Annotated in this window: 23 protein-coding genes; 15 read left to right on the forward strand and 8 right to left on the reverse strand. The window is 71.1% G+C overall.

What is annotated here, in order from left to right; all coding sequences use genetic code 11:
• Positions 1 to 1,100 (reverse strand): homocysteine S-methyltransferase family protein (locus ABT186_RS42355; protein ID WP_351929685.1); only part of this gene is annotated, 1,100 nt, incomplete at its 3' end.
• A 302-nt stretch (positions 1,101 to 1,402) separates the two neighbouring features.
• Here ABT186_RS42355 and ABT186_RS42360 point away from each other — a divergent pair.
• The 11 genes from ABT186_RS42360 to ABT186_RS42410 all read left to right on the forward strand — a co-directional run bounded on the left by ABT186_RS42360 (position 1,403) and on the right by ABT186_RS42410 (position 14,240).
• Positions 1,403 to 2,167, forward strand: a complete 765-nt coding sequence (locus ABT186_RS42360) for an IclR family transcriptional regulator (RefSeq protein ID WP_351232416.1) — start codon at positions 1,403 to 1,405, stop codon at positions 2,165 to 2,167.
• Positions 2,168 to 2,595: 428 nt separating this feature from the next.
• On the forward strand, positions 2,596 to 3,384 hold the full coding sequence (locus tag ABT186_RS42365) for an MIP/aquaporin family protein (RefSeq protein WP_351232418.1): 789 nt from the start codon (positions 2,596 to 2,598) through the stop codon (positions 3,382 to 3,384).
• 83 nt (positions 3,385 to 3,467) lie between these two features.
• Complete coding sequence (gene glpK, locus ABT186_RS42370; protein WP_351929687.1) at positions 3,468 to 5,006, forward strand: glycerol kinase GlpK; 1,539 nt, start codon at positions 3,468 to 3,470, stop codon at positions 5,004 to 5,006.
• A 6-nt stretch (positions 5,007 to 5,012) separates the two neighbouring features.
• Entirely contained in the window at positions 5,013 to 6,620 is a 1,608-nt protein-coding gene (locus ABT186_RS42375; RefSeq protein WP_351232422.1) for a glycerol-3-phosphate dehydrogenase/oxidase, read from the forward strand.
• A 118-nt stretch (positions 6,621 to 6,738) separates the two neighbouring features.
• Complete coding sequence (locus tag ABT186_RS42380; protein WP_351232424.1) at positions 6,739 to 7,299, forward strand: SMI1/KNR4 family protein; 561 nt, start codon at positions 6,739 to 6,741, stop codon at positions 7,297 to 7,299.
• A gap of 112 nt (positions 7,300 to 7,411) precedes the next feature.
• On the forward strand, positions 7,412 to 8,173 hold the full coding sequence (locus ABT186_RS42385; protein ID WP_351929689.1) for a nucleoside phosphorylase: 762 nt from the start codon (positions 7,412 to 7,414) through the stop codon (positions 8,171 to 8,173).
• Positions 8,170 to 9,534: an amidohydrolase gene (locus tag ABT186_RS42390; protein ID WP_351929691.1), complete on the forward strand. Its 1,365-nt coding sequence runs from the start codon at positions 8,170 to 8,172 to the stop codon at positions 9,532 to 9,534. The genes ABT186_RS42385 and ABT186_RS42390 overlap by 4 nt, the downstream gene beginning before the upstream one ends.
• Before the next feature lie 84 nt (positions 9,535 to 9,618).
• Entirely contained in the window at positions 9,619 to 10,290 is a 672-nt protein-coding gene (locus ABT186_RS42395) for a FadR/GntR family transcriptional regulator (protein WP_351232428.1), read from the forward strand.
• 274 nt (positions 10,291 to 10,564) lie between these two features.
• On the forward strand, positions 10,565 to 11,539 hold the full coding sequence (locus ABT186_RS42400) for a PAC2 family protein (RefSeq protein WP_351232430.1): 975 nt from the start codon (positions 10,565 to 10,567) through the stop codon (positions 11,537 to 11,539).
• Between the two features lie 370 nt (positions 11,540 to 11,909).
• Positions 11,910 to 13,670, forward strand: a complete 1,761-nt coding sequence (locus tag ABT186_RS42405; protein WP_351232432.1) for a S8 family peptidase — start codon at positions 11,910 to 11,912, stop codon at positions 13,668 to 13,670.
• Positions 13,671 to 13,715: 45 nt separating this feature from the next.
• Positions 13,716 to 14,240, forward strand: coding sequence for a hypothetical protein (locus ABT186_RS42410; RefSeq protein ID WP_351232434.1), 525 nt, complete (start codon positions 13,716 to 13,718; stop codon positions 14,238 to 14,240).
• 59 nt (positions 14,241 to 14,299) lie between these two features.
• Here ABT186_RS42410 and mshC read toward each other — a convergent pair whose 3' ends face one another.
• The 4 genes from mshC to ABT186_RS42430 all read right to left on the reverse strand — a co-directional run bounded on the left by mshC (position 14,300) and on the right by ABT186_RS42430 (position 17,855).
• Positions 14,300 to 15,529 (reverse strand): cysteine--1-D-myo-inosityl 2-amino-2-deoxy-alpha-D-glucopyranoside ligase, encoded by a 1,230-nt coding sequence (gene mshC, locus ABT186_RS42415; RefSeq protein ID WP_351232435.1) that lies wholly within the window; start codon positions 15,527 to 15,529, stop codon positions 14,300 to 14,302.
• Between the two features lie 157 nt (positions 15,530 to 15,686).
• Positions 15,687 to 16,505: an SCO1664 family protein gene (locus tag ABT186_RS42420; protein WP_351929693.1), complete on the reverse strand. Its 819-nt coding sequence runs from the start codon at positions 16,503 to 16,505 to the stop codon at positions 15,687 to 15,689.
• Positions 16,469 to 17,059, reverse strand: a complete 591-nt coding sequence (locus ABT186_RS42425; RefSeq protein WP_351232439.1) for a DUF3090 domain-containing protein — start codon at positions 17,057 to 17,059, stop codon at positions 16,469 to 16,471. The genes ABT186_RS42420 and ABT186_RS42425 overlap by 37 nt, the downstream gene beginning before the upstream one ends.
• 109 nt (positions 17,060 to 17,168) lie before the next feature.
• Complete coding sequence (locus ABT186_RS42430; RefSeq protein WP_351232441.1) at positions 17,169 to 17,855, reverse strand: histidine phosphatase family protein; 687 nt, start codon at positions 17,853 to 17,855, stop codon at positions 17,169 to 17,171.
• A 143-nt stretch (positions 17,856 to 17,998) separates the two neighbouring features.
• Here ABT186_RS42430 and ABT186_RS42435 point away from each other — a divergent pair, with 143 nt between their 5' ends.
• Complete coding sequence (locus tag ABT186_RS42435; protein WP_351232443.1) at positions 17,999 to 18,994, forward strand: magnesium and cobalt transport protein CorA; 996 nt, start codon at positions 17,999 to 18,001, stop codon at positions 18,992 to 18,994.
• 77 nt (positions 18,995 to 19,071) lie between these two features.
• Here the strand turns inward: ABT186_RS42435 and ABT186_RS42440 are convergent, their stop codons facing one another.
• Positions 19,072 to 19,860: a ferritin-like domain-containing protein gene (locus tag ABT186_RS42440; protein WP_351929695.1), complete on the reverse strand. Its 789-nt coding sequence runs from the start codon at positions 19,858 to 19,860 to the stop codon at positions 19,072 to 19,074.
• Between the two features lie 216 nt (positions 19,861 to 20,076).
• Positions 20,077 to 21,132, reverse strand: coding sequence for an LLM class F420-dependent oxidoreductase (locus tag ABT186_RS42445; protein WP_351232447.1), 1,056 nt, complete (start codon positions 21,130 to 21,132; stop codon positions 20,077 to 20,079).
• A 171-nt stretch (positions 21,133 to 21,303) separates the two neighbouring features.
• Here ABT186_RS42445 and ABT186_RS42450 point away from each other — a divergent pair, with 171 nt between their 5' ends.
• A complete protein-coding gene (locus ABT186_RS42450) occupies positions 21,304 to 22,287 on the forward strand; it encodes an aldo/keto reductase (protein WP_351232449.1) in 984 nt (327 codons plus the stop codon).
• Positions 22,284 to 24,512 carry a helix-hairpin-helix domain-containing protein gene (locus ABT186_RS42455; RefSeq protein ID WP_351929697.1) on the forward strand — a complete coding sequence of 743 codons (2,229 nt, stop codon included), beginning with the start codon at positions 22,284 to 22,286 and terminating at the stop codon, positions 24,510 to 24,512. Before ABT186_RS42450 ends, ABT186_RS42455 begins: the two co-directional genes overlap by 4 nt.
• Positions 24,513 to 24,647: 135 nt before the next feature.
• On the opposite strand, the gene ABT186_RS42460 is transcribed toward ABT186_RS42455, so the two are convergent.
• Positions 24,648 to 25,346: a hypothetical protein gene (locus tag ABT186_RS42460; protein WP_351237985.1), complete on the reverse strand. Its 699-nt coding sequence runs from the start codon at positions 25,344 to 25,346 to the stop codon at positions 24,648 to 24,650.
• Between the two features lie 47 nt (positions 25,347 to 25,393).
• On the opposite strand from ABT186_RS42460, the gene ABT186_RS42465 reads away from it, so the two are divergent.
• Entirely contained in the window at positions 25,394 to 25,582 is a 189-nt protein-coding gene (locus ABT186_RS42465; RefSeq protein WP_005485166.1) for a DUF5703 family protein, read from the forward strand.
• Positions 25,583 to 25,705 lie beyond the last annotated feature (123 nt).

Genomic DNA, 25,705 nt, shown 5'->3' on the forward strand with positions numbered 1-25,705 from the left:
TTCGACCCGTTCGCGTTCGTACGCTCCCCGATCGCCAGATAGGAGGTGTCCTGACGGAACGGCACCGACTGATACAGGGAGGCGGCGCCGGGCTCGGGGCTCGGGTCGCGCTCGGTCGGGGTGAGGTCCCGGACGCGCTCGACGACCTGGCGCAGATGCTCGGGGGTGGTGCCGCAGCAGCCGCCGACCAGGGAGAGGCCGTACTCGCGGACGAAGGTCTCCTGGGCGTCGGCCAACTCGGGCGCGGTCAGCGGGTAGTGGGCGCCGTCCTTGCCGAGGACGGGCAGGCCCGCGTTGGGCATGCAGGACAGCGGGATGCGGGCGTTGCGGGCGAGGTAGCGCAGGTGCTCGCTCATCTCGGCCGGGCCGGTGGCGCAGTTCAGGCCGATCATGTCGATGCCGAGCGGTTCCAGCGCGGTGAGCGCGGCGCCGATCTCGGAGCCGAGCAGCATGGTGCCGGTGGTCTCGACGGTGACCGACACGATCACGGGCAGGTCCAGGCCGAGGGCGTCGAGGCCACGGCGGGCGCCGAGGACGGCGGCCTTGGTCTGCAGCAGGTCCTGGGTGGTCTCCACGAGCAGCGCGTCAGCGCCGCCGGTGACCAGGCCCTCGGCGTTGCGCTGGTAGGCGTCGCGCAGGGTGGTGTACGGGGCGTGGCCGAGGGTCGGCAGCTTGGTTCCCGGGCCCATCGAGCCGAGGACCCAGCGGAGCCGGCCGTCCCGCGCGGTGAACTCGTCGGCGACCTCGCGGGCGACCCGGGCGCCGGCCTCGGACAGCTCGTGGACGCGCTCGGGGATGTCGTACTCGCCGAGGGCGGAGTGGTTGGCCCCGAACGTGTTCGTCTCCACGCAGTCGACGCCCACCGCGAAGTACGCCTCGTGGACGGAGCGGACGATGTCGGGCCGGGTCAGGTTCAGGATCTCGTTACAGCCTTCGAGGCCCTCGAAGTCCTCCAGCGTCGGGTCCTGGGCCTGGAGCATCGTGCCCATCGCGCCGTCGGCCACCACGACACGGGTGGCGAGGGCTTCCCGAAGGGCGTCGGTTCGGGTCCGGTTGTCGGCGGAGGCGGACGAAAGGGACGGATTCGGCAACGAGGCCATGGAAGATGCTCCCTGGAGTGCGACGGCTGTCGGCTTTGCGCTTCCCACGGAAGACGCACGCGGCCAGGGTAGCCCGGGAGCAGGCCGTACGGTCAGGCCGTCCACGGGGCGGACGGGGCGTGGCTCACGTGATCCGCGTGGGGATTTCTGTGGAACGGATGGAGACCACCCATTAGCGGGAGGTCGGCAACGACCGGTAGTGTTCGGCATTGCCGAACGACGGTAACGCGACTGTCGGCCGGCGGTCGAAGTGGATACGGCTGTCGGCCCGATGGTCGAAGCGAACGGAGGGCAGGACGGCGATGGCACGGAACATCCAGTCGCTCGAACGGGCGGCCGCGATGCTGCGGTTGCTCGCGGGCGGCGAGCGACGGCTCGGCCTGTCGGACATCGCCTCGTCACTGGGCCTTGCCAAGGGCACGGCCCACGGCATACTCCGCACGCTCCAGCAGGAGGGGTTCGTCGAGCAGGACGCGGCCTCGGGCCGCTATCAGCTGGGGGCCGAGCTGCTGCGGCTGGGGACCACCTACCTCGACGTGCACGAGCTGCGGGCGCGCGCCCTGGTGTGGACGGACGACCTGGCCCGCTCCAGCGGGGAGAGCGTGTATCTGGGGGTGCTGCACCAGCACGGTGTGCTGATCGTGCACCACGTCTTCCGGCCCGACGACAGCCGGCAGGTCCTGGAGATCGGGGCCATGCAGCCGCTGCACTCCACGGCCCTGGGCAAGGTGCTGTCGGCGTACGACCCGGTCGCGCACAGCGAGGCGCTGGAGGCGGACCGGAAGGCGTTCACCGACCGGACCGTGTGTGAGCTGGACGGTTTCGAGCACATCCTCGACATCACGCGCGCCCGTGGGTACGCGGCCGATGTCGAGGAGACGTGGACCGGTGTGGCCTCGGTGGCCGCGCCCATTCACGACCGGCGGCGGATGCCCGTGGGCGCGGTGGGCATCACCGGCGCCGTGGAGCGCGTGTGCCGGGACGGGGAACTGCTCCCGGAGCTGATCGCGGCGGTCCGCGACTGCGCCCGCGCGGTGTCGCGGGACCTGGGCGCAGGGCGGTTCTGAGCCCCTGCACCCGGGGATCCCCACGGCCGGGTCCCGTTGCTTCCATCAGCCGGTACGACGGTGACGTACCGGCTCTTCGGGCTGCCCGCACAGCGGAGCCAGGGCCCGTTGCGGTCCGGCGCGGGCGCCTGTCCGTAGCGCCGCGTAACCACGAAACGTACCTGCTCGCACGCGGTACGCACCGGTACCGGGATCGATGACTCGCAGCGATCAATAACGATCCTGCTTTCGATAACAGGCCTCTTGACGTCCCGGCGAACCGGAAGCGAGACTCCCGTCCATCGGTCGGCATTGTCGAACACCTTCCGGCAATAAACGCTAGAGTGTGACAACGCCAAGGGCCGGCATCGCTCTCACCCCCGAGGGCGCGGACCACCGGAGGGACCCGGGGTTCGCCTTCCCCTGGACGAAGGACAAAGGAGTCGCGGGTGTCCAGCTCCGACATCTTCATCGGCGAGACCATCGGTACCGCCATACTCATCCTGCTCGGCGGCGGCGTCTGCGCCGCCGTGACCCTGAAGGCCTCCAAGGCCCGTAACGCCGGTTGGCTCGCCATCACCTTCGGGTGGGGTTTCGCCGTCCTCACGGCGGTTTACACCTCGGCACCGCTCTCCGGCGCCCACCTCAACCCGGCCGTGACGCTCGCCCTCGCGATCAAGGACAACGACTGGAGCAACGTCCCGGTCTACTGGGCCGGACAGCTGCTCGGCGCCATGATCGGCGCCACCCTGGTCTGGGTCGCCTACGCCGGTCAGTTCCAGGCCCACCTCACCGACCGGGAGATCGTCGGCGGTCCGGGTGCGCAGGCCACCAAGGCCGCCGAGGCGCAGGAAGTCGAGGCCGGCCCCGTGCTCGGCATCTTCTCCACCGGCCCCGAGATCCGGAACGCGGTGCAGAACCTCGCCACGGAGATCATCGGCACGATCGTGCTGGTGCTCGCTGTCCTGACGCAGGGCCTCAATGACAAGGGCAACGGCCTGGGCACCCTCGGCGCCCTGATCACCTCGCTCGTGGTGGTCGGCATCGGCCTCTCGCTGGGTGGCCCGACCGGCTACGCGATCAACCCCGCCCGTGACCTCGGTCCCCGTATCGTGCACGCCCTTCTGCCCCTGCCCAACAAGGGCGGTTCCGACTGGGGCTACGCCTGGGTACCCGTCGTCGGTCCTCTGATCGGCGCGGCGATCGCCGCAGGCATCTACAACGTCGCCTTTGCTTGAGATGTGACCTTGCCCAGGCACCGCCCGTCAGCAACGCGCCGTAAAGACCGCCCCTCATATTCGTGGAACTTCAGGAGCACACTGTGACCGACGCACACACCGCCGGCCCCTTCATCGCCGCCATCGACCAGGGCACGACCTCGTCGCGCTGCATCATCTTCGACCGGGACGGCCGTATCGTCTCCGTCGACCAGAAGGAGCACGAGCAGATCTTCCCCAAGCCGGGCTGGGTCGAGCACAACGCCATCGAGATCTGGACCAACGTCCAGGAAGTCGTCGCCGGAGCCGTCGAGAAGGCCGGCATCACCCGGGACGACATCAAGGCGATCGGCATCACCAACCAGCGCGAGACCACCGTGCTGTGGGACAAGAACACCGGTGAGCCCGTCCACAACGCCATCGTCTGGCAGGACACCCGCACCGACGCGCTCTGCAAGGAGCTCGGCCGCAACGTGGGCCAGGACCGCTTCCGCCGCGAGACCGGTCTGCCGCTGGCCTCGTACTTCGCCGGTCCGAAGGCCCGCTGGCTGCTGGACAACGTCGAGGGCCTGCGCGAGCGCGCAGAGGCCGGCGACATTCTCTTCGGCACCATGGACACCTGGGTCATCTGGAACCTGACCGGCGGTGTCAACGGCGGCCACCACGTCACCGACGTCACCAACGCCTCCCGCACCATGCTGATGAACCTGCACACGCTGGAGTGGGACGACAAGATCGCCGAGTCCATCGGCGTCCCGCTGGCGATGCTGCCCGAGATCCGCTCCTCCGCCGAGGTGTACGGCGAGATCACCGGCGGCAAGCTGGGCGACCTGCTCGGCGGCATCCCGGTCGCCTCCGCGCTCGGTGACCAGCAGGCGGCCCTGTTCGGCCAGACCTGTTTCTCCGAGGGCGAGGCCAAGTCCACCTACGGCACCGGCACCTTCATGCTGATGAACACCGGTGAGAAGATCATCAACTCCTACTCGGGCCTGCTGACCACGGTCGGCTACCGGATCGGCGACCAGAAGCCGGTCTACGCCCTGGAGGGTTCGATCGCCGTCACCGGCTCCCTGGTGCAGTGGATGCGCGACCAGATGGGCCTGATCAGCACCGCCGCCGAGATCGAGACGCTCGCGCTGTCGGTCGAGGACAACGGCGGCGCCTACTTCGTACCGGCCTTCTCCGGTCTGTTCGCCCCGTACTGGCGCTCCGACGCCCGCGGTGTGATCGCCGGTCTGACCCGGTACGTCACCAAGGCGCACCTCGCGCGCGCCGTCCTGGAGGCCACCGCCTGGCAGACCCGCGAGATCACCGACGCCATGACGAAGGACTCGGGCGTCGAGCTCGCGGCCCTGAAGGTCGACGGCGGCATGACCTCCAACAACCTGCTGATGCAGACGCTCTCGGACGTCCTGGACGCACCGGTGGTGCGCCCGATGGTCGCCGAGACCACCTGCCTCGGCGCCGCCTACGCCGCCGGTCTCGCCGTCGGCTTCTGGACCAGCACCGACGACCTGCGCGCCAACTGGCGCCGGGCCGCCGAGTGGACGCCCCACATGGACGCGGACACCCGCGACCGTGAGTACAAGAGCTGGCTCAAGGCCGTCGAGCGGACCATGGGCTGGATCGAACACGAGGAGTAATTCGCAATGACCACCCTGCAGAGTGTCCCGGCTCTTGGGACGCACCCGGCGTACGGCTCCAACCCGAGCCGCGCCGAGACCCGGGAGCAGCTGTCCAAGGCGACATACGACCTCCTGGTGATCGGCGGCGGGATCCTGGGCATCTCCACGGCCTGGCATGCCGCGCAGTCGGGGCTGCGGGTGGCGCTGGTGGACGCCGGCGACTTCGCCGGCGCCACCTCCTCCGCCTCCTCCAAGCTGCTCCACGGCGGTCTGCGCTACCTGCAGACCGGCGCGGTGAAGCTGGTGGCGGAGAACCACTTCGAGCGCCGTGCGGTCTCTCGCCAGGTGGCCCCCCATCTGGCGAATCCGCTCACGTTCTACCTCCCCGTGTACAAGGGCGGGCCGCACGGCGCGGCGAAGCTCGGGGCGGGCGTCTTCGCCTACTCCGCTCTGTCGGCGTTCGGTGACGGCGTCGGCCACCTGCTCTCGCCGGCCAAGGCGCAGCAGGACGTGCCGGAGCTGCGCACCGAGAACCTGAAGGCCGTGGCCGTGTACGGCGACGACCAGATGAACGACGCGCGCATGGCGCTGATGACGGTCCGTGCGGCCGTCGAGGCGGGCGCGGTCGTCCTCAACCACGCCGAGGTCACCGGACTGCGATTCACCAAGGGCCGGGTCACCGGTGCCGAACTGAAGGACCGGCTGTCCGGTGACGAGTTCGGGGTCGACGCACGGCTGGTGCTGAACGCGACCGGCCCGTGGGTCGACCACCTGCGCAGGCTGGAGGACCCGAACGCGGCGCCGTCGATACGCCTGTCGAAGGGCGTGCACCTGGTCCTCAAGCGCACCTCCCCCTGGAAGGCGGCGCTGGCCACTCCGATCGACAAGTACCGCATCACTTTCGCCCTCCCCTGGGAGGACATGCTGCTGCTCGGCACGACCGACGAGGAGTTCGAGGGCGAGCCGGCCGATGTCGCGGTCAACGAGAAGGACATCGCGCAGATCCTGGACGAGGCCGCTTTCTCCGTCCGGGACCAGCAGCTGAAGCGTGATCTGATCACCTACGCCTTCGCCGGTCTGCGGGTGCTGCCGGGCGGCCCCGGTGACACCGCCAAGGCCAAGCGGGAGACCGTCGTGACCGAGGGCAAGGGCGGGATGCTGTCGGTCGCGGGCGGCAAGTGGACCACATTCCGGCACATCGGCCGTACGGTCATGCAGAAGCTGGAGTCACTGCCGGGCCGTCCGCTCGGCGACGACTTCGAGCCGATCTCCTCGCTGCCGAAGAAGCTGCCGCTGCCGGGCATCGCCAACCCTCGTGCGGTCGCCCACCGGCTGGTCGTCGACGGTCCGGCGCCCGGCCCGCGCATGGCGCCCGACACCGCCAAGCACCTGGCCACCCACTACGGTTCGCTGGCCTTCGACATCGCCCGGCTGGCCAACGAGAACCCGGAGCTGGGCGAGCGCGTCCACCCGGACGCCCCGGAGATCTGGGCGCAGGTCGTCTACGCCCGGGACCACGAGTGGGCCGAGACGGCGGACGACGTGCTGCGCCGCCGCACCACGCTGACGATCCGCGGCCTGGCCACGGACGACGTGCGCGGCAAGGTACAGGACCTGCTCGACAAGAAGTAGGCCCGGGACCGGCCCTCTTCCCTGACCATGGGCCGGTACCGCGAAAGGGGCAGCTTCCCGCACGAAGCCGCCCCTTTCGCATGCCTGGTTGTCAGGGCCAGGTGTTATCCATGGGCGTATGAACACCGATCAGGCCACCCCCGAGGATCTCGCTGCGCTCCGTGCGGCGTTCGCCGTGGACGACGGCGGCGAGTCGGCCCTGGGCTGGGAGGCGGTGCACGCCTTCGAGGACGAACACGGCATCGTGCTGCCCGAGCCATACAGGACCTTCGTGGCGGAGATGTCCGACGGGTCGTTCCAGGGGCCGCCGGTGTACGGACTTGTGGGGCCGGCCGAGCTGCCCGACGACTGGCACGACGACGGGGAGGGCCGGGAGCTGAGCAAGCCGTTTCCGCTCACGCAGATGTGGCTGTGGGAGGAGGACGACGGCCCGTACGAAGACCCCGACGCCGTCATCGAGCAGGTCGTCGACCACGGCTCGATCGTGCTCGGGACCGATGGGTGCGGCATGAACTGGCACCTGATCGTCACCGGCCCCCACCGGGGCCACGTCTGGCACGTCACCGACGTCGGCGCTTCGCCGTTCGGTTCGGTGTTCGGCTTCACGACGTCCGAGTCCGGCTTCGCAGGCTGGGTGAAGCACTGGGCGGCCGGCAAGGAGTGGTTCGACGCGGTGTGATGCCCCCGGCTTCGGACGAACGACTCCACCCGAGACGAAAGAGAACGTGTACTGCCGCTGCGTACGGTGTTCGGTGTGCAGGGCACCTTCGACGATCCACTGGAGTCGCCTCATGACGCAGGACCTGTCCCCCGTCACCCGCATCCCTCGCACCGGGCTTCCCCCGCAAGCCGTCGTCGTCGGGGACCCGGCGCGCGCGGCGGCCGTCGCAGCTCTGCTCGACGGGGCGGAGGAGGTCTCGTACCACCGTGAGTACCGGGTGTTCGGCGGGAGTTGGAATCGCGTGCCGGTGACGGTGGCCTCGCACGGGGTGGGTGCGCCGGGCGCGATCCTGCTGTTCCAGGAGCTGGCGGACGCGGGGGTCCGCACGTTCGTGCGGCTCGGTACGGCGGGTGCCATGAAGCCGGGGATCGGTGACGGCGACCTGGTGATCGCGGAGGCGGCCGTACGCGACGACGGTGTGACGCAGCAGTTGCTGCCGCCCGAGTACCCGGCGGTGGCCGCGCCCGAGGCGGTCTTCGCCCTTCAGCGCGCGGCCCGGGAGGCGGGCGTGCCGCACCACCGGGGGATCGTGTGGACCCGGGCGGCCTTCCAGCCAGGGCTGATCCCGCTGAACGCGTACGACGGGGCGGGCCTCGCGGCGATCGAGATGGAGCTGTCGGCTCTGCTGGTGACCGCCTCGCTGCGTGGGCTGGTCGCGGGCGGTGTGCTCGTCGTGGACGGTGCCAACGCCGACGAACTGGTCGACGAGAAGGCGTCCTTCTCGACGGGTGGCTACGACCCGCACCGTGAGGTCGTGGCCAGGGGCGTGGAGCGCGGCGCGGTCGTCGCGCTGGAGGCGCTGCGGCTGCTGGCGGACGAGGCCTTGGTATGAGTGAGCGCATCGATCTGCTCGTGCACGGCGGGGATGTCCTGACGGTCGACGAAGCCGGAACCGTCGTACGGGACGGCGCCGTCGCCGTCCGCGACGGTGAGATCCTCGCGGTGGGCGGGGCCAGGGAGTTGCGGGCGCGGTACCCGGCAGACTCGGTGGGCACCGTCATCGACGCCGGGGGCTGTCTCGTGCTGCCGGGTCTCGTCAACACCCATACGCATCTGGCGATGACGCTTTTGCGTGGCCGCGCCGACGACGTCACCCTGCAGGGTTTCCTGGAACGCGTCCTGCGCTGGGAGGCCGAGCTGCTGTCGCCGAAGAACGTGGCCGCGGCCGTGCGGGTCGCGGTCGCCGAGAGCGTGCGGGCCGGGGTGACGGCCGCGCTCGACATGTACTGGTTCCACGAGGTCGCCGAGCACGTCGCGCGGGACCCGGGCTGGCGGCTGCTGGCCGGGCCGACCTTCATGGACGTTCCGGACTCGCCCGACGGCAGGGCGTACGAGGAGCGCATGGAGTGGGCGCGCCGGGACCTGGCCGGGCGGAGCACGCCACGGCCCGGCTTCCGGCCGGCACTGTTCGCGCACTCGGCATACACCCTCGCCCCCGGTCAGCTCACCGAGATCGCCGCGCTGGCACGGGAGTTCGGGGCGCTGCTGCACATGCACGCCGCGGAGAACGCGGCCGAGGTGGCCGGCGTCGAGGTGCGGTACGGCAAGCGGCCGGTGGAGCTGCTCGACTCGCTCGGTCTGCTCGGGCCCGATCTGCTGCTGGCGCACGCCGTCGACCTGACCGGCCCTGAGGTCGCGGCGCTCGCCCGTACGGGCACCTCGGTGGCGCACTGTCCGGTGTCGAACCTCAAGCTGGGCTGCGGGATCGCGCCGGTGCCCCGGCTGCTGGGCGCGGGGGTGACCGTCGGGCTGGGTACGGACGGGGCGGTGAGCTCCAACACGCTCGACCTGCTGGGCGTGGTGCGGCAGGCGGCGCTGGTGCAGAAGGCGGCGGGCGATCCGACGGCGGTCGGAGCCGAGCAGGCGGTGCGGATGGCGACGATCGAGGGCGCCCGCGCGCTCGGGCTCGGCGACCGGCTGGGCTCGCTGGAGGCGGGCAAGCGGGCCGATCTGATCGTGCTCGATCTCGGGGGGCCGCATCTGCGTCCGCGGCACGACGTGTGGTCGACGCTGGCGTACGCAGCGCAATCCGCGGATGTACGGGACACGGTCGTCGACGGCCGGGTCCTGATGCGGGACCGGGTGTTGACGACGCTCGACGAGGCGGCGGCACTGGCGGATCTGGAGGCGTCGGTCCGAGCGGGGCGTGCGGGCGGAACGGTGAGCGGCTTGGAGGGGAATTTCCCGAGGTGACATCGGGATTCCCCTCTTCGTTCAGCCCACTGAACCGCATAATGTGCTGAGACATCGGATGTCTGAGCAAAAGGGAGGTCTGCCATGGCAGTCACCGATGAGGCGATCGAGAAGATCAAGGAAATGATCGTCTCCGGCGCGCTGCGTCCCGGCGACCGCCTGCCCAAGGAGAGCGAGCTCGCCGCCGAGCTCGGGCTGTCCCGCAATTCCCTGCGCGAGGCCGTGCGGGCTCTGTCGCTGATCCGCATCCTGGACGTACGGCAGGGCGACGGCACGTATGTGACGAGTCTCGACCCCCAGCTCCTGCTGGAGGCGCTGAGCTTCGTCGTCGACTTCCACCGCGACGACACGGTGCTGGAGTTCCTCGCGGTGCGCCGCATCCTGGAGCCGGCCGCGACGGCCATGGCGGCCTCACGCGTCAGCGAGCAGCAACTGGATGCGCTGACGGCCCAGCTGGACAAGCTGGGCTCGGAACCGTCGGTTGAGGAACTGGTCGCCAGCGACCTGGAGTTCCACCGGGGCATCGTGCAGAGCTCCGGCAACTCGGTGCTGTGCTCCCTGCTCGACGGCCTGTCCGGACCCACTACGCGGGCCCGGATCTGGCGCGGTCTGACCCAGGAGGACGCGGTCAGCCGCACCCTGCACGAGCACCGCGCGATCCTCGGCGCCCTGCGCGACCGCGACGCGGAGGCGGCCCGCTCGTGGGCGACCGTGCACATCGCCTCGGTGGAGCAGTGGCTGCGCTCGACTCTGTGATTCGTAACCGTGTGCCTCCTGTCGCCCGCGGAGTGCGTCTTCGCGGAACACCCGAGTGCAAGATCAAAGTCGACATCGGACCTCTCCCCGGACGTCCGGCACTCGGTGGGAGCGTTGACGGCCGGGGGTGCCCCGGCTTGGCGATCATGGGTGTTCGACGGCCCCGGACGGGGCAGTCATCCGTTCACTCCCCCGTGCAAGGGGGCTGCGGGCGCCCCCGTCGCACGCCGTAAGGTTGGGACGTACGCGAGGGCACGTCGGAAGGAGGCGCTGGGTGATCGAGCTCGAGGGGGTTCCCGAGCTGATCGACCCGGTCATGGTGGCCGCGTTCGAGGGCTGGAACGATGCCGGCGACGCCGCCTCCACCGCGGTCGCGCATCTGGACAGGGAATGGAAGGGCGAGGTGTTCGCGGCGCTGGACGCCGAGGACTACTACGACTTCCAGGTGAACCGCCCCACTGTGTTCATGGAGGCCGGGGTGCGCAAGATCACCTGGCCCACGACCCGGCTCTCGGTGGTCCGCGTCGGCGGCGAGAAGCCCCGCGACCTGGTGCTGGTCCGCGGCATCGAACCGTCCATGCGCTGGCGCTCGTTCTGCAACGAACTGCTGGGATTCGCCCATGAGCTGGGCGTGGAGCTGGTGGTGATCCTGGGCGCACTGCTCGGCGATACCCCCCATACACGACCGGTCCCGATCAGCGGGACAACGTCCGACCCGGACCTGGCCCACCGGATGGATCTGGAGGAGACCAAGTACGAGGGCCCCACGGGCATCGTGGGTGTTCTGCAGGAGGCGTGCACGCACGCGGGCGTCCCGGCCGTCTCGCTGTGGGCGGCGGTCCCGCACTATGTGTCGCAGCCGCCGAACCCGAAGGCCACGCTGGCCCTGCTGAACCGCCTGGAGGACCTGCTCGACCTGCGCATTCCGCTGGGCGAGCTGCCGGAGGACGCGCGCGCCTGGCAGGTGGGCGTGGACCAGCTGGCCGCCGAGGACAGCGAGGTCGCCGAGTACGTCCAGACACTGGAGGAGGCGCGGGACACCGCGGAGCTGCCCGAGGCGTCGGGCGAGGCGATCGCCCGCGAGTTCGAGCGGTATCTGCGGCGGCGGGACGTCAGCCCGCCCGGCGGACACGCCACGGCGGACGGCGGCGACAGCGGCTCGTACCGCAAGGACAACCCCAGCGGTCGTACGAGACCACCGAAGCCGCCCCTGCCGGGCGGCGAGGACGAGGACTCGTCGGAGGACTGAGAGGGCGGTGCGCACCGGCGCACCGCCCTCGCTCTTTCCGCGCGCGGCAGCCGGTTTCGTGCGGTGCCCTGGGCGTCCACGAACTCGCCGGGCATCTGCACCTTGCTCCGGTCCACGGTCGACCGGCGCCTCCGCCCCCTCACTTGACGATGTGCGCCGCAGTTGCCGACAGGCGTTGGACGACGTCCCGGCAGTATCTGGCCGGATTATGACGTGACACCTGTTTCCGGACGGATTGCACACGTTGCCCAATTCAACTTGTGCCCAAACCATGTTCCTGAAATCGGTCTGGACGGGCCGCCGTCGGCGTGCTTGGTTGTGCCCCGAAGGCAGACCCGGGGACGGCGAGGACCGAAGGGAGCGGTACCCGATGACCGACCAGGTACAGCCGGCACAGGGCCCGGGAGCATCCGGGCCGGGGCCCGACGGGGCGGGATTCACTTATCGAGGAGCCGAGCAGGAGCTGATCGTCGTCGCCCGGCCCGAGGCAGGGCTGCGTGCCCGCGCCGAGGGCGTCCGGTCGGCGGCGGGGGCGGATGTGTCGGCCCTGAACATGTTCCTCGGCGACGAACAGCTCGGCCTGGAGCCGTTGTTCGGCAGCGAGGAGCGGCTGCAGCAGCAGTCCGCGACGGCGGGCGCCGAGAACGTGCCCGACCTGGGCCTGTTCTACCGGGTGCGTGGCTGCGGGGACCGCGCCCAGGAGCTGCGCTCGCGGATGGCGGCGCTTCCGGAGATCGACACGGCGTATGTGAAGCCCGGTGCCGTGCCCGCCTCCCTCGGCTCGATCGGGGGGACCGCAGAGAGTCCGGAGAGCACGGAGGACAGCAGGCGGCTGAAGGAGGGGGCGCCGGTTACGCCCGACTTCAGCAGCCGCCAGGGCTATCTGCGGCCCGCGCCCGAGGGGATCGACGCCCACTGGGCCTGGCAGCGGCCCGGCGGGAGTGGCCAGGGCGTGACCGTCATCGACGTCGAGGGGGCCTGGCAGCTGGGCCATGAGGACCTCGCCGCCAAGCTCGCCGGGATCGTGGTCGGCACCCCGCTGACCGACCTCGCCTGGCGCAACCACGGAACGGCCGTCATCGGTGTGATCGGCGGCGACCGCAACGAGCACGGCATCACCGGCATCGTGCCGGAAGCGGTGACCGCGGCCGCGTCCTTCCAGGGCATCGGCACCGCGGCGGCGATCCACGCGGCGGCCGACCGGCTCGGCCCGGGCGACATCGTGCTGGTCGAACTGCACCGTCCGGGGCCGCGGTTCGAGTTCCAGGAGCGCGACGACCAGCAGGGGTACATCGCACTCGAATGGTGGCCGGACGACTTCGCCGCCATCCGGTACGCCACCGCCAGGGGCGTCCTCGTCGTCGAGGCCGCGGGCAACGGTGCCGAGTCCCTCGACGACGCGGTCTACGAGCGCCGCCCCGACGAATTCCCCGCGTGGTGGCGCAACCCGTTCAACCCCTCGAACCCGTCCTCCGGGGCCGTCCTCGCGGGCGCGGGCGCCCCGCCGCCCGGCACGCACGGCCGCGATCACGGCCCGGACCGCTCCCGGCTCGCGTTCTCCAACTACGGGGCCCGGGTGGACGCGCAGGGCTGGGGACGCGAGGTGACGACGACCGGCGGCTTCTGGGACCGGCCCGGCGATCTGCAGGGAGGCGCCGAGGAGATCGCCTGGTACACGGACACATTCTCCGGGACCTCCTCCGCCTCCCCGGTGGTGGTCGGCGCACTGGCCGCGCTGCAGGGCCTGCTCAAGGCGGCCGGTCAGGAACCGATGTCTCCCGAACGTGCCCGCGCGGTGCTGCGGGCCACGGGTTCCCCGCAGCAGGACGCGCCGGGCCGGCCCGCGTCCCAGCGGATCGGCAACCGGCCCGACATCAGGGCGGCGGTCACCCGGCTGCTGCCCCAGGCGGTCGGCTCGGGCCAGGCCGAACGGTACTGGGACGAGCTTCTGCCGTATCCGCGGGAACTCCCGCCCAGGCTCCGGCTGTTCGTGGCCGGCTCCTGGCGCAATCTGAACCATCCGTCCCCCGAGATCCGCCAGGCGGTACACGCCGCCTTCGCGGGCGGACGGCCCGACGTCCGGGTCTGGTTCTCGGACGACGAGATCGTCGGCCTGGTGGTCACCGGCTGACGTTCACCCTCAAGTGCCCAACAGATGACGGAAGGTGGCAACCGCATGAGCACCACCCCGCAGATGAGTCAGCAAGGGCAACAACACGGCTACGGCCAGCAGCAGCCGTTCGCACAGCAGGGCATGGTCCAGCAGGGCCCGAGCACGGCGCCGCCGCAGCAGTTCGGGCAGCAGCCGTTCGGCCCGCAGATGCAGCAGGGCATCGGGCAGCAGCAGATTCCGCCGCAGCTGCAGCAGCAGCTCCAGCAGCTCGGGCAGCAGCAGCCGTACCAGCAGTTGCTGCAGCAGCTCGCCGGGCAGCAGCAGGAGCAGCCGCTGGTCCTGCCGAGCGCGGTCCAGGCCCAGTCGCTGACGAGCGGTATCGCCCAGCACTTCTGGGACGTCGTCACCCCGCTCCCGGGCCAGCCGTCGATCCTCTACCTGTTCATCAACAACGGCTGGCGCCCCCTGGTGAACCCCAACCAGGTGACGCACGACGAGGTCCAGGAGGCATTCGCCTACGGTCAGCAGGTCATCGGCATCTACGACACGAGCAGCAACGCCGTACAGGCCGTCATCGTGAACAAGTGACGGCCGGACAGTGAGCGGCGCCGGGCGGATCCACCTCCGCCCGGCGCCGTTGCCATGTGTCAGAGAGCCACGCCGAGCAGCGCGTCCACGGCACGCGACACGACACCGGGCGCGCCGGTGTCCGTGCCGCCGCTCTCCTGCTGGAGCGCGGCCCAGCGGTCGACCGCGGCGAGCGCGGCCGGTGCATCCAGGTCGTGCGCGAGGGCCTCGCGGATCTCCTCGACGAGCGCCTCGGCCGGCGGGCCGTCCGGCCGGGAGACCGCGGCGCGCCAGCGGCCGAGCCGCGCCACGGCGTCCTGGAGGACCTGGTCGGTCCACTGCCAGTCGGACCGGTAGTGATGGGCGAGCAGCGTGAGCCGGATGGCGGCCGGGTCGACGCCGTCGCGCCGCAGCTGGGAGACGAAGACGAGGTTGCCCTTGGACTTGGACATCTTCTCGCCGTCCAGCGCGACCATCCCGGCGTGGACGTACGCTTTGGCCATCGGGAACTCGCCGGTCAGCACCTGAGCGTGCGAGGCACCCATCTCGTGGTGCGGGAAGGCGAGGTCGGATCCGCCGCCCTGCACATCGAAGCCCATGCCCAGGTGGTCGAGGGCGATGGCCACGCACTCGATGTGCCAGCCGGGCCGGCCGGGGCCCAGTGAACCGCCGTCCCAGCTGGGCTCGCCCTCGCGGGCGGCCATCCACAGCATCGGGTCGAGCGGGTTCTTCTTGCCGGGACGGTCCGGGTCGCCACCGCGCTCGGCGGACAGCAGGCGCATGGCGGCGGCGTCCAGGTTGGACACCTTGCCGAAGTTCGGGTCGGACTCCACGGAGAAGTAGACGTCGCCATCGAGCTCGTAGGCGGCTCCGGCGTCCCTGAGTCGCTCGACGAGCGGCACGATCCCGGGTATCGCCTCCACGGCGCCTATGTAGTGCCGCGGGGGCAGCATCCGCAGGGCGGTCATGTCCTCGCGGAACAGGGTGGTCTCCCGCTCGGCGAGGGCCACCCAGTCGACGCCGTCGCGCTGTGCGCGCTCCAGGAGGGGGTCGTCGACGTCGGTGACGTTCTGTACGTAGTGAACCTGCCGCTTGGTGTCGAGCCACACGCGCTGAACGAGGTCGAACGCGTTGTAGGTCGCCGCGTGACCCATGTGGGTCGCGTCGTACGGGGTGATGCCGCAGACGTAGATACGGGCGACGGGACCGGGGTCGAGAGCGACCAGACCGCCGGTCGCTGTGTCGTGGATCCTCAGGTCGCGGCCCTGACCTGGCAGGGCGGGGACCTCGGAAGCGGGCCAGGCATGCATGTCATGAGCCTAACCGGCCGGAAGTTCCGCATACGAACCGGACCGGGCCGGATGGCCGGGAAGGCGGTCTTGCGCGATGTCTGCCGGTATGCATGCCGTAAGCTGCCGGCACCCGGGACGCGACACCGGCCCCCGCCAGCCCCGGCGTCGGGTCACCTCACACCGGCGGCCACGGAATCGCCGGCCACTCCCCGTTCGGCTCCGGGTGCTTGCCCGACTCCAGCAGCGCCCCCACCCTCGTCCGCGTGGCCCGGACCTCGGCGGCGGTGATCAGCTCGGCGAGCCGTGCGGCCAGCGCTCCGCCCTCCCCCAGGGCCTCTTTGAGCCCCTTGAGGACCTCGACCGCCTCCCCCGTCAGCGGCTCCCCAGCCCACCCCCACAGCAGCGTCCGCAGCTTGTTCTCCGTGTTGAAGGTCACGCCGTGGTCGATGCCGTACAGCCTCCCCTCGTCGCCGGGCAGCAGATGGCCGCCCTTGCGGTCGGCGTTGTTGATGACCGCGTCGAGGACGGCGAGGCGCCGCAGCCGCTCGTCGTCGGCGTGCACGAGGAGCGCCGTCTTCCCGTCGCCGACCTCGGCGAACCCGATCGCCTTCCAGCCGGGCCCGGGCTCCTCCCCGTCCACCAGGGCGAGCAGCTCACCGTCGGGTGCCGCGTCGACCCACAGCTGGCACATGCCCTCGCCGTACGGCCCGTCGCGCAGCACGGTGGGCGGCACGAGCCCCCAGCCGGTCGCCTCGGACACCTCGTAGGCGGCGACCTCGCGCTGCGCCAGCGTGCCGTCGGGGAAGTCCCACAGGGGCCGCTCCCCGGCGACCGGTTTGTAGATGCAGGCGGCTTCCCGCCCGTCGTAGGAGACCGTGCAGTACAGCGCCGCGTTGGATGCGTCACGGATGCGTCCGCGCACGGTCAGCTCGCCCTCGGCGAGCAGTTCGGCCGTGGTCACGCTCCGCGGCGGTATCCGTTCTGGCGCGGACATACGTGTCCTTCCGGGTCGAGCGGGAGGCTGCACAGGGGGCAGGGCGGCCGCCCGGCGTTGACGACGTCGAGGGCGCGTTTGGCAAAGGCTCTGGCCTGCGCTCCGGTGAGCCGGACCCGGAGCATCGGCGGACCGTTCTCCTCGTCCTGGAGCAGCCGCTCCTCGGCCTCGGCGAGGTCCTCCTCGGAGTCGGCGTCCAGCTCGACGAGGGCCTGGGCCTCGACGATCATGCGCTGCTCCTCGCCGTCCCAGGCCAGGGCCATGGTACCGACGCGGAACTCCTCCTCGATGGGGGTGTCGAGCGGAGCCGAGTCGGCGATCTCCGCGGGAGCCACGGCGGGGACGGCGGCGCTGCCGCCGCTGCGGCGCACGACCTCGTCGAGAAGCTCGTCCATGCGCTCGGCGAGCGCCGCGACCTGGGTCTTCTCCAGGGCCACGCTGGTCACCCGGGGTCCGGCCGAGGCCTGAAGGAAGAAGGTACGGCGCCCGGGCAACCCGACCGTACCGGCCACGAAGCGGTCCGGCGGGTCGTAGAGGAACACCTGACGGGACACGTCCTGTCTCCATTGGATCGGGATCGGGGTCGGCTGACCGCGCCGGCCCTGTTGGCTTGCTGACAACTACTGCGCTGGTTCGACCGCTTCACCCTACTGCGGCCGACGATCACGGTGCGCCCGCACCGCCCCCGACCGTGGCGTCTCCACCTGAGGGTTCCTCCCGCGGCACGAGGGAGGCGAAATCTCCGGTGTCCCCGAGACGAACGAGAAATGGCCGCAGCCGGGTGTAGCGGATCGCCGTGATGGAACACGGTTCGACGGAGATCCGCTGGAACAGGTCGAGATGAAGTCCGAGTGCGTCCGCGACGAGCGATTTGATGATGTCACCGTGCGAGCACATGAGGTACACGGCGTCGGCGCCGTGGTCGCGTTCCACGCGCGCGTTCCACTCCCGTACCGCCTCCGCGGCGCGGGTCTGCATGGCCCGCATCGACTCGCCGCCGGGGAATGCGGCGGCCGAGGGATGCGCCTGCACGACTTCCATCAGGGGTTCGTCCTTCAGCTCGGCGAGCTTGCGGCCGGACCAGTCGCCGTAGTGGCACTCGCCGATCCGTTCGTCGGTGTGCGTGCGCAGTCCGGGGCGGGCGTCGAGCAGCGGCTGGATGGTCTCCTGGCAGCGCTGCAGGGGGCTCGTGACGACCTCGGCGATCGGCACCTCGGCGAGTCGCCCGGGCAGGGCGGCGGCCTGTGCGGCGCCGCGCTCGTCGAGGGCGACGCCGGGCGTCCAGCCGGCGAGCAGTCCCGCGGTGTTGGCGGTGGAGCGTCCGTGCCGGACGAGGATCAGCGTGGGCATGCCGTCCAGCGTAAAGGGACGCCCGGCGGCCGGTGCCGGGCGAGCTGCAGGCGCCTTGTGACAAGGGCCGCCGGGCTCCGCGGGCGCATCGGCGACGACGTCTCGGCATGCGGCCCGGTCCGCCCGGCGGAAGAATACGCTCCGTGATCATCGACTGCGCCATCTACCGCGACGGGCGCCGGACCGAGGGGCCCGAGGACCTCTCCGACGCGTTGGACGAGGCACGCGCCTCGGGGAACGCCTTCCTGTGGATCGGCCTGTACGAGCCGACGGAGAACGAGTTCGACCTGGTCACCCAGGAGTTCGGGCTTCATCCGCTGGCCGTCGAGGACGCTCTGAAGGCACACCAGCGGCCCAAGCTGGAGGTGTACGAGGACTCGTTGTTCATGGTTCTCAAGCCGGTGTCGTACGAGCCGCGCAAGGACACCGTCTCCACCGGCGAGCTGATGATCTTCCTCGGTGACTCCTTCGTGGTCACCGTGCGCCACGGCGAGGACATGCCGCTGGGGCCCGTCCGCCGTCATCTGGAGGAGCAGCCGGAGATGCTGCGGCACGGGCCGACCGGGGTGCTGTACTCGATCACCGACTCCGTCGTCGACCACTACCTGGCCGTGGGGACCGAGCTGGGGACCGACCTGGAGGAGCTGGAGGCGGAGGTCTTCTCGCCCTCGGGCGGGGGCTCGCGGTACACGGCCTCGCGGATCTACGCGTTCAAGAGGCAGCTCCTGGAGTTCCGGCGGGCGACGGGCCCGCTGGCGCTGCCGTTGGCCCGGCTGGCGGGAGGGGGGTTCGGCACGGCGGTGCCGTTCGTCCAGGAGAAGTCCCTTCCCTTCTTCCGTGACGTCAACGACCATCTGACCCGGGTGAACGAGTCCGTGGAGGGTATGGACCGGCTGGTCTCCGACGTGCTGTCGGCGCATCTGGCGCAGACGAGCGTGCGGCAGAACGACGACATGCGGAAGATTTCGGCGTGGGCGGCGATGGCCGCGGTTCCGACGTTGATCGCGGGGATCTACGGGATGAACTTCGACCACATGCCGGAGCTGCACTGGTTCTGGTCGTACCCCGCGCTGATCCTGGCGATGGTCGCGCTGGAGGTCCTGCTGTACCGGCTGTTCAAGCGGCGGGGCTGGTTGTAGCGGGGTGGGCCTTTGTGCGCCACACGCGTGGGGGGCGGTTCACACGAATTGTGCGCCACACGCGCGTGGGGGGCGGTTCACACGAACTCGGGCGCCGGGGTGGCGGGCCCGCCGAGCGCGTTGCGCCGCTCGGGCATCCGCAGGGTCACCATCCGCCGCCAGCCCGCGAGCCGCTCGTAGGCGTACACGGCGTGGATGCCGGCCGCGAGCAGGGCCGACCTGGCTCTCGACCAGCCGAGGATGCGTCCCATGCGGTCCATGACCGCGAGGCTGACGTCCCGGTGGATGCGGATCTCGGCCAGCGCGCATTCTCGCAGCGTCCTCTGGATGAACCGGCCTTGTCCCTCGGCTGCGAAGCGCAGCAGTTCCTCGTGGGTGTACGCGAGGTGGTTGTCCTCGTCGCCGGAGATCATCCGGACGGCCTTGCCGACCTGCGGATGGTCGGCGAAGTATTTCCGGAGCATCACCATTTGTTCGGCGGCTCGCTGTTCGGTGACCCGGCTGTGCGCCAGATAGGTGATGATGTCCTGCACCGTGAGCGGCTGGTCTGCCTTGAGCTTCGCGTGCGCGACACCGATGCCCTGTCTCTCCAGAAGCATCGTGTAGTCGGTCTCGGGAGGCACCGGGACGGGTTCGAGACCGCGCTTCTTCATCAGGGCGTTGAAGATCCGCCCGTGCTTGTCCTCGTCAGCACCGTGGCGGGTGATCTTGGGGACGAGCTGCTGCTCGCTCGCCGGCACGAGCGCGGCGATGCGCGCGTTCTCCCAGCCGCCCTGCGTCTCCCCGCTGGCCGCGATAGAGCAGAACAGCCGGAAGGACTCGTCGTCGTCGAGGATCTCCTGGAACAAGCTCTTGGCCGAAAGCATCACTGGCACCTCTCTGCAGAGTTCCGCAAAGAACGAGTCAAATGCGGTGCAGGCAGTGCGGCAACACGTGCGCGGGACAACTCCGCCGAACGAAGGACGGGGCGGCGCGGGCGGGCGCGTAACCAGAGGCGCACCGACGCGTTGTTCCCGGTGAACCGGCCGTGGCGGGGAAGACCCCCGAGCCCCCACCACGGCCGTGGAGACTCTCCGCCCGGGTCAGGCGAGACCGGCCCGCTCCAGGGCTTCGGAGCCGGCCCGGAGCGAGGCGATCCGCTCCTGCAGCGTGAATCCGGCGGGCGCCAGCGTGAGCGTGGTGACGCCGGCCGCCGCGTACGCCTTCATCCGGTCGGCGATCCGGTCCACGGAGCCCAGCAGGGTGGTCCGGTCGATGAGCTCGTGCGGCACGGCGGCCGCGGCGCCCTGCTTGTCGCCGGACAGGTACTTGTGCTGAATCTCGGCGGCCGCCTGCTCGTAGCCCATGCGCTGGGCGAGCTGGTTGTAGAAGTTCTGCTTGGGGCTGCCCATGCCGCCGAGGTACAGGGCGGTGTAGGGGCGGAAGGTGTCGGCGAGCGCCGGCACGTCCTTGTCGTCGCCGACCGCGAGCGGGAGCGTGGGGCACACGTCGAAGCCGTCGAGGGTCTTGCCCGCCTTCTCGCGCCCGGCGCGCAGATGGCTGATCGCGGCCTCTTCGAGGTGCTCGGCCGAGGGGAAGATCAGGAGGGCCCCGTCGGCGATCTCGCCGGTCTGCTCCAGGTTCTTGGGGCCGATCGCGGCGATGTAGAGCGGGATGTGCTCGCGCTGGGGGTGCACGGTCAGCTTGATCGGCTTGCCGGGGCCACCGGGCAGCGGCAGGGTCCAGTGCTCGCCCTCGTACGACAGCCGCTCCCGCGTCATCGCCTTCCGTACGATCTCCACGTACTCCCGGGTGCGGGTCAGCGGCTTGTCGAACTTGACGCCGTACCAGCCCTCGGAGACCTGCGGCCCCGAGACGCCGAGGCCCAAGCGGAAGCGGCCGCCGGAGAGCGAGTCGAGAGTGGCGGCGGTCATCGCGGTCATCGCCGGCTGGCGGGCCGGGATCTGGAAGATGGCCGAGCCCACGTCGATGCGTTCGGTCTGGGCCGCGACCCAGGTCAGCACGGTGGCCGCGTCGGAGCCGTAGGCCTCGGCGGCCCAGCAGACCGCATATCCGAGCCGGTCGGCCTCCTGGGCCACGGCGAGGTTGTCCGCGTCCATTCCGGCGCCCCAGTAGCCGAGGTTGATCCCGAGCTGCATGGCCGATTCCCCTTACCGATCAGTAACGTCCCTTGAGCGCCGACCTTAGCGCGGGGGTGCCCCCGGAGGGGAGAGCGGCACCGCACCGCCGGAAATCCCGGTGGGCCCTGGGGAAATCGGTTATCCACAGGCAACCCACTCCACCAGTTCCGGCCAGTAATGTCGGCGTTCATGGAGCAGAGGCATCTCGGCCGTACCGGCCTTCGTGTGTCGCGGATCGGACTCGGCACCCTGATGTGGGGGCGCGACACGGACGAGCACGACGCCGCGGACCAGTTGAAGGTGTTCTGGGAGGCGGGCGGGACCCTCGTCGACACGGCCGATGTGTACGGGGACGGCGAGGCCGAGTACCTGCTCGGGCAGCTCATGGACGGGCTCGTGCCGCGCCGGGACCTGGTCATCTCGACGAAGGCGGGGAGCGTGCCCGACCCCGACCGCCGCTTCGACGGTTCGCGTGGCCATCTGCTCGCGGCGCTGGACGCCTCACTCGCCCGCCTCGGCACGGACTACGTGGACCTGTGGCACGTCCACGCCTACGACCCCGACACCCCGCTCGAGGAGACCCTGCAGGCGCTCGACCTCGCGGTCAGCAGCGGCCGGGCGCGGTATGCGGGCGTGTCCAACTTCTGCGGCTGGCAGCTCGCGAAGGCGGCGACGTGGCAGCTCGCGGCGCCCGGCATACGCACCCGCATCGCCAGTACGCAGATGGAGTACTCGCTGCTGCAGCGCGGCGTGGAGCGCGAGGTGCTGCCGGCGGCACTGGACCTGGGGGTCGGGCTGCTGCCGTCCTCCCCGCTGGGCCGGGGCGTGCTGACGGGCAAGTACCGGAACTCGACACCCGTCGACTCGCGCGGGGCGTCGGAACACATGGCTCCGTTCGTCGCGCCCTATCTCGACGACACGGCGAGCAGCATCGTCGACGCGGTGCAGACGGCCGCGGACGGGCTCGCCACGACGCCGCTCCAGGTGGCGCTCGCATGGGTCCGCGACCGGCCCGGCGTGGTCGCGCCGATCGTGGGTGCACGCAATGCACAGCAGCTCACGGCGGCATTGTCAGTGGAGACGCTTAGTCTTCCCGACGAGATCTGCCGGGCGCTGGACGACGTGTCGGCCCCGCTGCACCGCTATCCCGATCACGACTGGAGCACGCTGTGACCACGGACCCGGAAACCACGGAGACGGCCTCCCGACCGGGGGAACCGGCCGACGAGGCCGGGACCGTTGCCGGTACGGCCGAGGGGTCCCCCGACCCCGGCGCTGCGGACGGCTCCGACCCGGCCGAGGACACCGACGGCGGCGAAAGCGCGGCGGCGCCCGGTGGTGAAGAGGCGCCCGCCCGGGGGGACGGCGGCGAGCCGGCGCAGATGTCCGAGGCCGAGGCCGAGCTGGCCGCCCAGCGGGTCGAGCGGGAGCGGATCGAGCGGCGGAAGGCCGAGAAGAAGGGGCCGATCGAGGCCGGCGGGAAGCTCACCGGGACGGCCGCCGACCTGCTCGCGGCCGTGCGGGCCGTGGAGAGCGGCGAGAAGCCGAGCGCCTTCAGCGAGCCGGCACCCGCCCCGCGCAGGCCCTCCGCCCCCGAGCCCGTGCGGCGCACCCAGCCCGAGGCGCCCCCGTTGGCCGCGGCGCCCGCCGCGGAGGCTGTCTCGGCCGTGCGGGCCGTCCTGGCCGAGGGCGGCGCCCCCGACGCCCTCGCCCCCCAGGTCACCGCGGTCCTCGGTGAGGGGGCGGAGGCACGCCTGCGCACGGACCCCTGGCAGTTGCTGCGGGTCTCCGGGGTGCGGCCCGAGCACGCCGACGGGTTCGCCCGCGCCCTGCTCGGCGCGGAGTGCCGCCCGGACGACGAGCGGCGGGCCCGCGCGGTCACGGTCTGGCTGCTGGAGCAGGCGGCCCTGGCCGGACACACCACACTGGAGGTCCCGGCCCTCGAGGCCGCGCTCGCGCAGCGCTCGGTGCCGGACCCCGAAGCGGCCGTGCGGAGCACGATCGCCGAGGGCGAGGCCCTTGTCTTCCAGGACGCCCTGGAGACCGGTGCACCGGGCGGTGAGGAGGAGGACGAGGAGCGCCCGGTCCGCGTCCTGGTGGGCCTGGAGCGGTACGCGCTCGCGGAGGAGAGCCTCGCCGACGGACTGGCCCGGCTGATCAACTCCGTGCCGAAGGACAATGGCGCGGCCGAGGAGTGGGAGAGGGCGGCCCGATCGGCGCACGGCTCCGCCGCCGAGCTGATCCGCGCGGTCTCGGGTCACGGTCTGGTGCTCCACACGGGCGGGGAGGCGTCGCACGTCGAGCCGGCCACGCTGCTGGGCGCGGCATGCGCGCTCGGGATGCGCGCCTGGGCCGCCACGCACAACCCGGTCGGCCGCGATCTGTTCGCCGCGCTGCTCGCGGGCCTCGATCTGCCGGAAGCGCCGCCGGAGGGGACGCACCCTGCGCCCGTCACGGTGGGGGGCCTGCTGTCCGGTACCGAGGGCCCGGGCCGGGACGCGGACGGTGCGCTGGATCTCGATCTGCTCATCGTGCTCGACGCGCCCCAGCTGGACGTGGAGGCGGCGGCTCTGCTCACCGAGTCGCTGCCCGATGGCGCCCGGCTGGTGCTGAGCGGCGATCCGGGGGTGCTGTGGTCGGCCGGTCCCGGGCGGGTGTTCGCGGATCTGCTCGCCGCCCGTGTGTGCCCGCAGATCGCCTCACGGACCCCCGACCCCGGTCCGCTCGGCGAACTGGTCTCGGCGATCGGCGCCGGTGAGCTCCCGCAGGTCGATGCGCCCGGCAAGGAGGTCGTGATCGTGCCGGTGCGGGACGCCGGAGAGGCGGTGCACCGGACCGTGCAGCTGGTCGCGGACTCCGTGCCGCGCGCGATCGGCGTCCCGGCCGAGGAGACACAGGTGATCACGCCGGGTCATGGCGGCGCCGCGGGTACACGCGCGCTGAACGCGGCGCTCAAGGAGCGGCTCAATCCCGGTCCCGGGCGCTTCGGCGGCTTCGACCCCGGCGACCGGATCGCCTACTCCCCCGCCCCGGGGCGGACACTGCCGGGCCGGGTCGTGAAGGCCGACGCCGAGGGGCTGCACCTGGAGTGCTCGGGCACCGCCGTTGTCGTACCGAAGGAGCGGGTGGAGCAGTCCGTGCGCCTTGGATGGGCACTGACCGCGCACCAGGCGGTGGGGCTGAGATGGCGCGCGGTGGTCGTGGTGCTGCCGGGTGACGCCGCAGGGGCCCTGACCCGGCCGTGGGTGTACACGGCGTTCGGCCGGGCGAGCCGCCATCTGTCGGTCGTGCACGGGGTGGAGCAGGCGCTGCCGCGAGCCGTGGCCGAGGTCCCGGCCAAGCCCCGGACCACTCGCCTGCCCGTGCTGCTCGGACCGCAGGTCGCGGCAGTCGGCTGAGCGCGGAGTCCGGGGCCCCACGCCCTTGAGGCAGTGGGGGGAGGTGCCGAACCGGCCCCAGGCCATTCGGCACCTCCCCCGACAGGCACTCGAAGCGGGCGGCACGCCGAGGAACCCCCGGCCAAGGCCCGCGCCCTAGCGTTCGGCGTCCAGCCGCTCCAGGTCCTCGTCGTCCAGACCGGCGTCCAGTTCCGGATCGGGTCCCAGGTCGTCGTCATCCAGGTCGTCCGACTCGTCGTCGAAGACCGCGCTGACGTCGAAGCGGCAGACGACCCGCTGCGGATCGATCTGCTCGAAGGGGGCCTCCAGCCACTCGCCCGGCTCGGCCGGTTCGTCCGCGGCCGTCACCCACAGTGTGGAGTCGCCCTCCTCCAGGCCGAACTCCTTGTGCCGGGAGGCGATCTCGTCCGGTTCGAACTCCCCGAACAGGATGCCGAGCGCGCCATGGGCCGTGCCGGCCGACGACACCGGCAGGCCCTCCTCGTCGGCGGCCTCCACGCGCTGCGCCTGTGCAAGCAGCCGCTGAGGCTCCACAACCGCGTAATCCCGGCGGATCAGCACGCTCAGCGCGTTCGGCTCCTCGGGACCCGTGTACGGCGGAAGCGCATCCTCCGCACCGGGGATCTCAAAGGGTGTGACCTCGTCGTAGCGGTCGTAGAGCAGTTCGTCGTACTCCTCGGCCGCCGCGGCCAGCTCGTTGAACGCCTCGTAGACGGCCGGGTCGTCCTCACCCGTCCTGCGCTCGACCGCGGCCAGGTGGCGGTCGAGTGCGGTCTTGACCGCCTCGGCGGCGGCGCGTACCTCGGCAGCGGTGGGCTGCGCAGCATCAGACATAGTGCAGACGCTATCCGTACCGGGCCCCAGCCCGCACAATAGATGCGATGCCGGAATACGAATTTGTCGACGTGTACGTACCGCGCGGGGTCTCCCGCAAGGACGCCACACGCCTACTGACGGATCATGCCGAGTACGGACACTGGGAGTTGGACCGCTTGAGCCTGCTCCGCGACGGCAGCCGCAGGGTGCGGTTGCGCCGGCGGATCATCCGCCAGGTGCGCGCCACGTGGTGAGCGAAAGCGGCTGAAACGGAGCGGGCCCCGCCGTCGGCGGGGCCCGCGCCGTTTGAGGCGCGTTAGCTGAACACGTGGGGCGCCCCTGGCGGCTTATCCGCCGGCGCCACCGCACCCGGCGGC

Origin of the sequence: Streptomyces sp. NPDC001634, assembly GCF_040298185.1 — a bacterium.
In the GTDB taxonomy this organism is placed as follows: Bacteria; Actinomycetota; Actinomycetes; order Streptomycetales; family Streptomycetaceae; genus Streptomyces.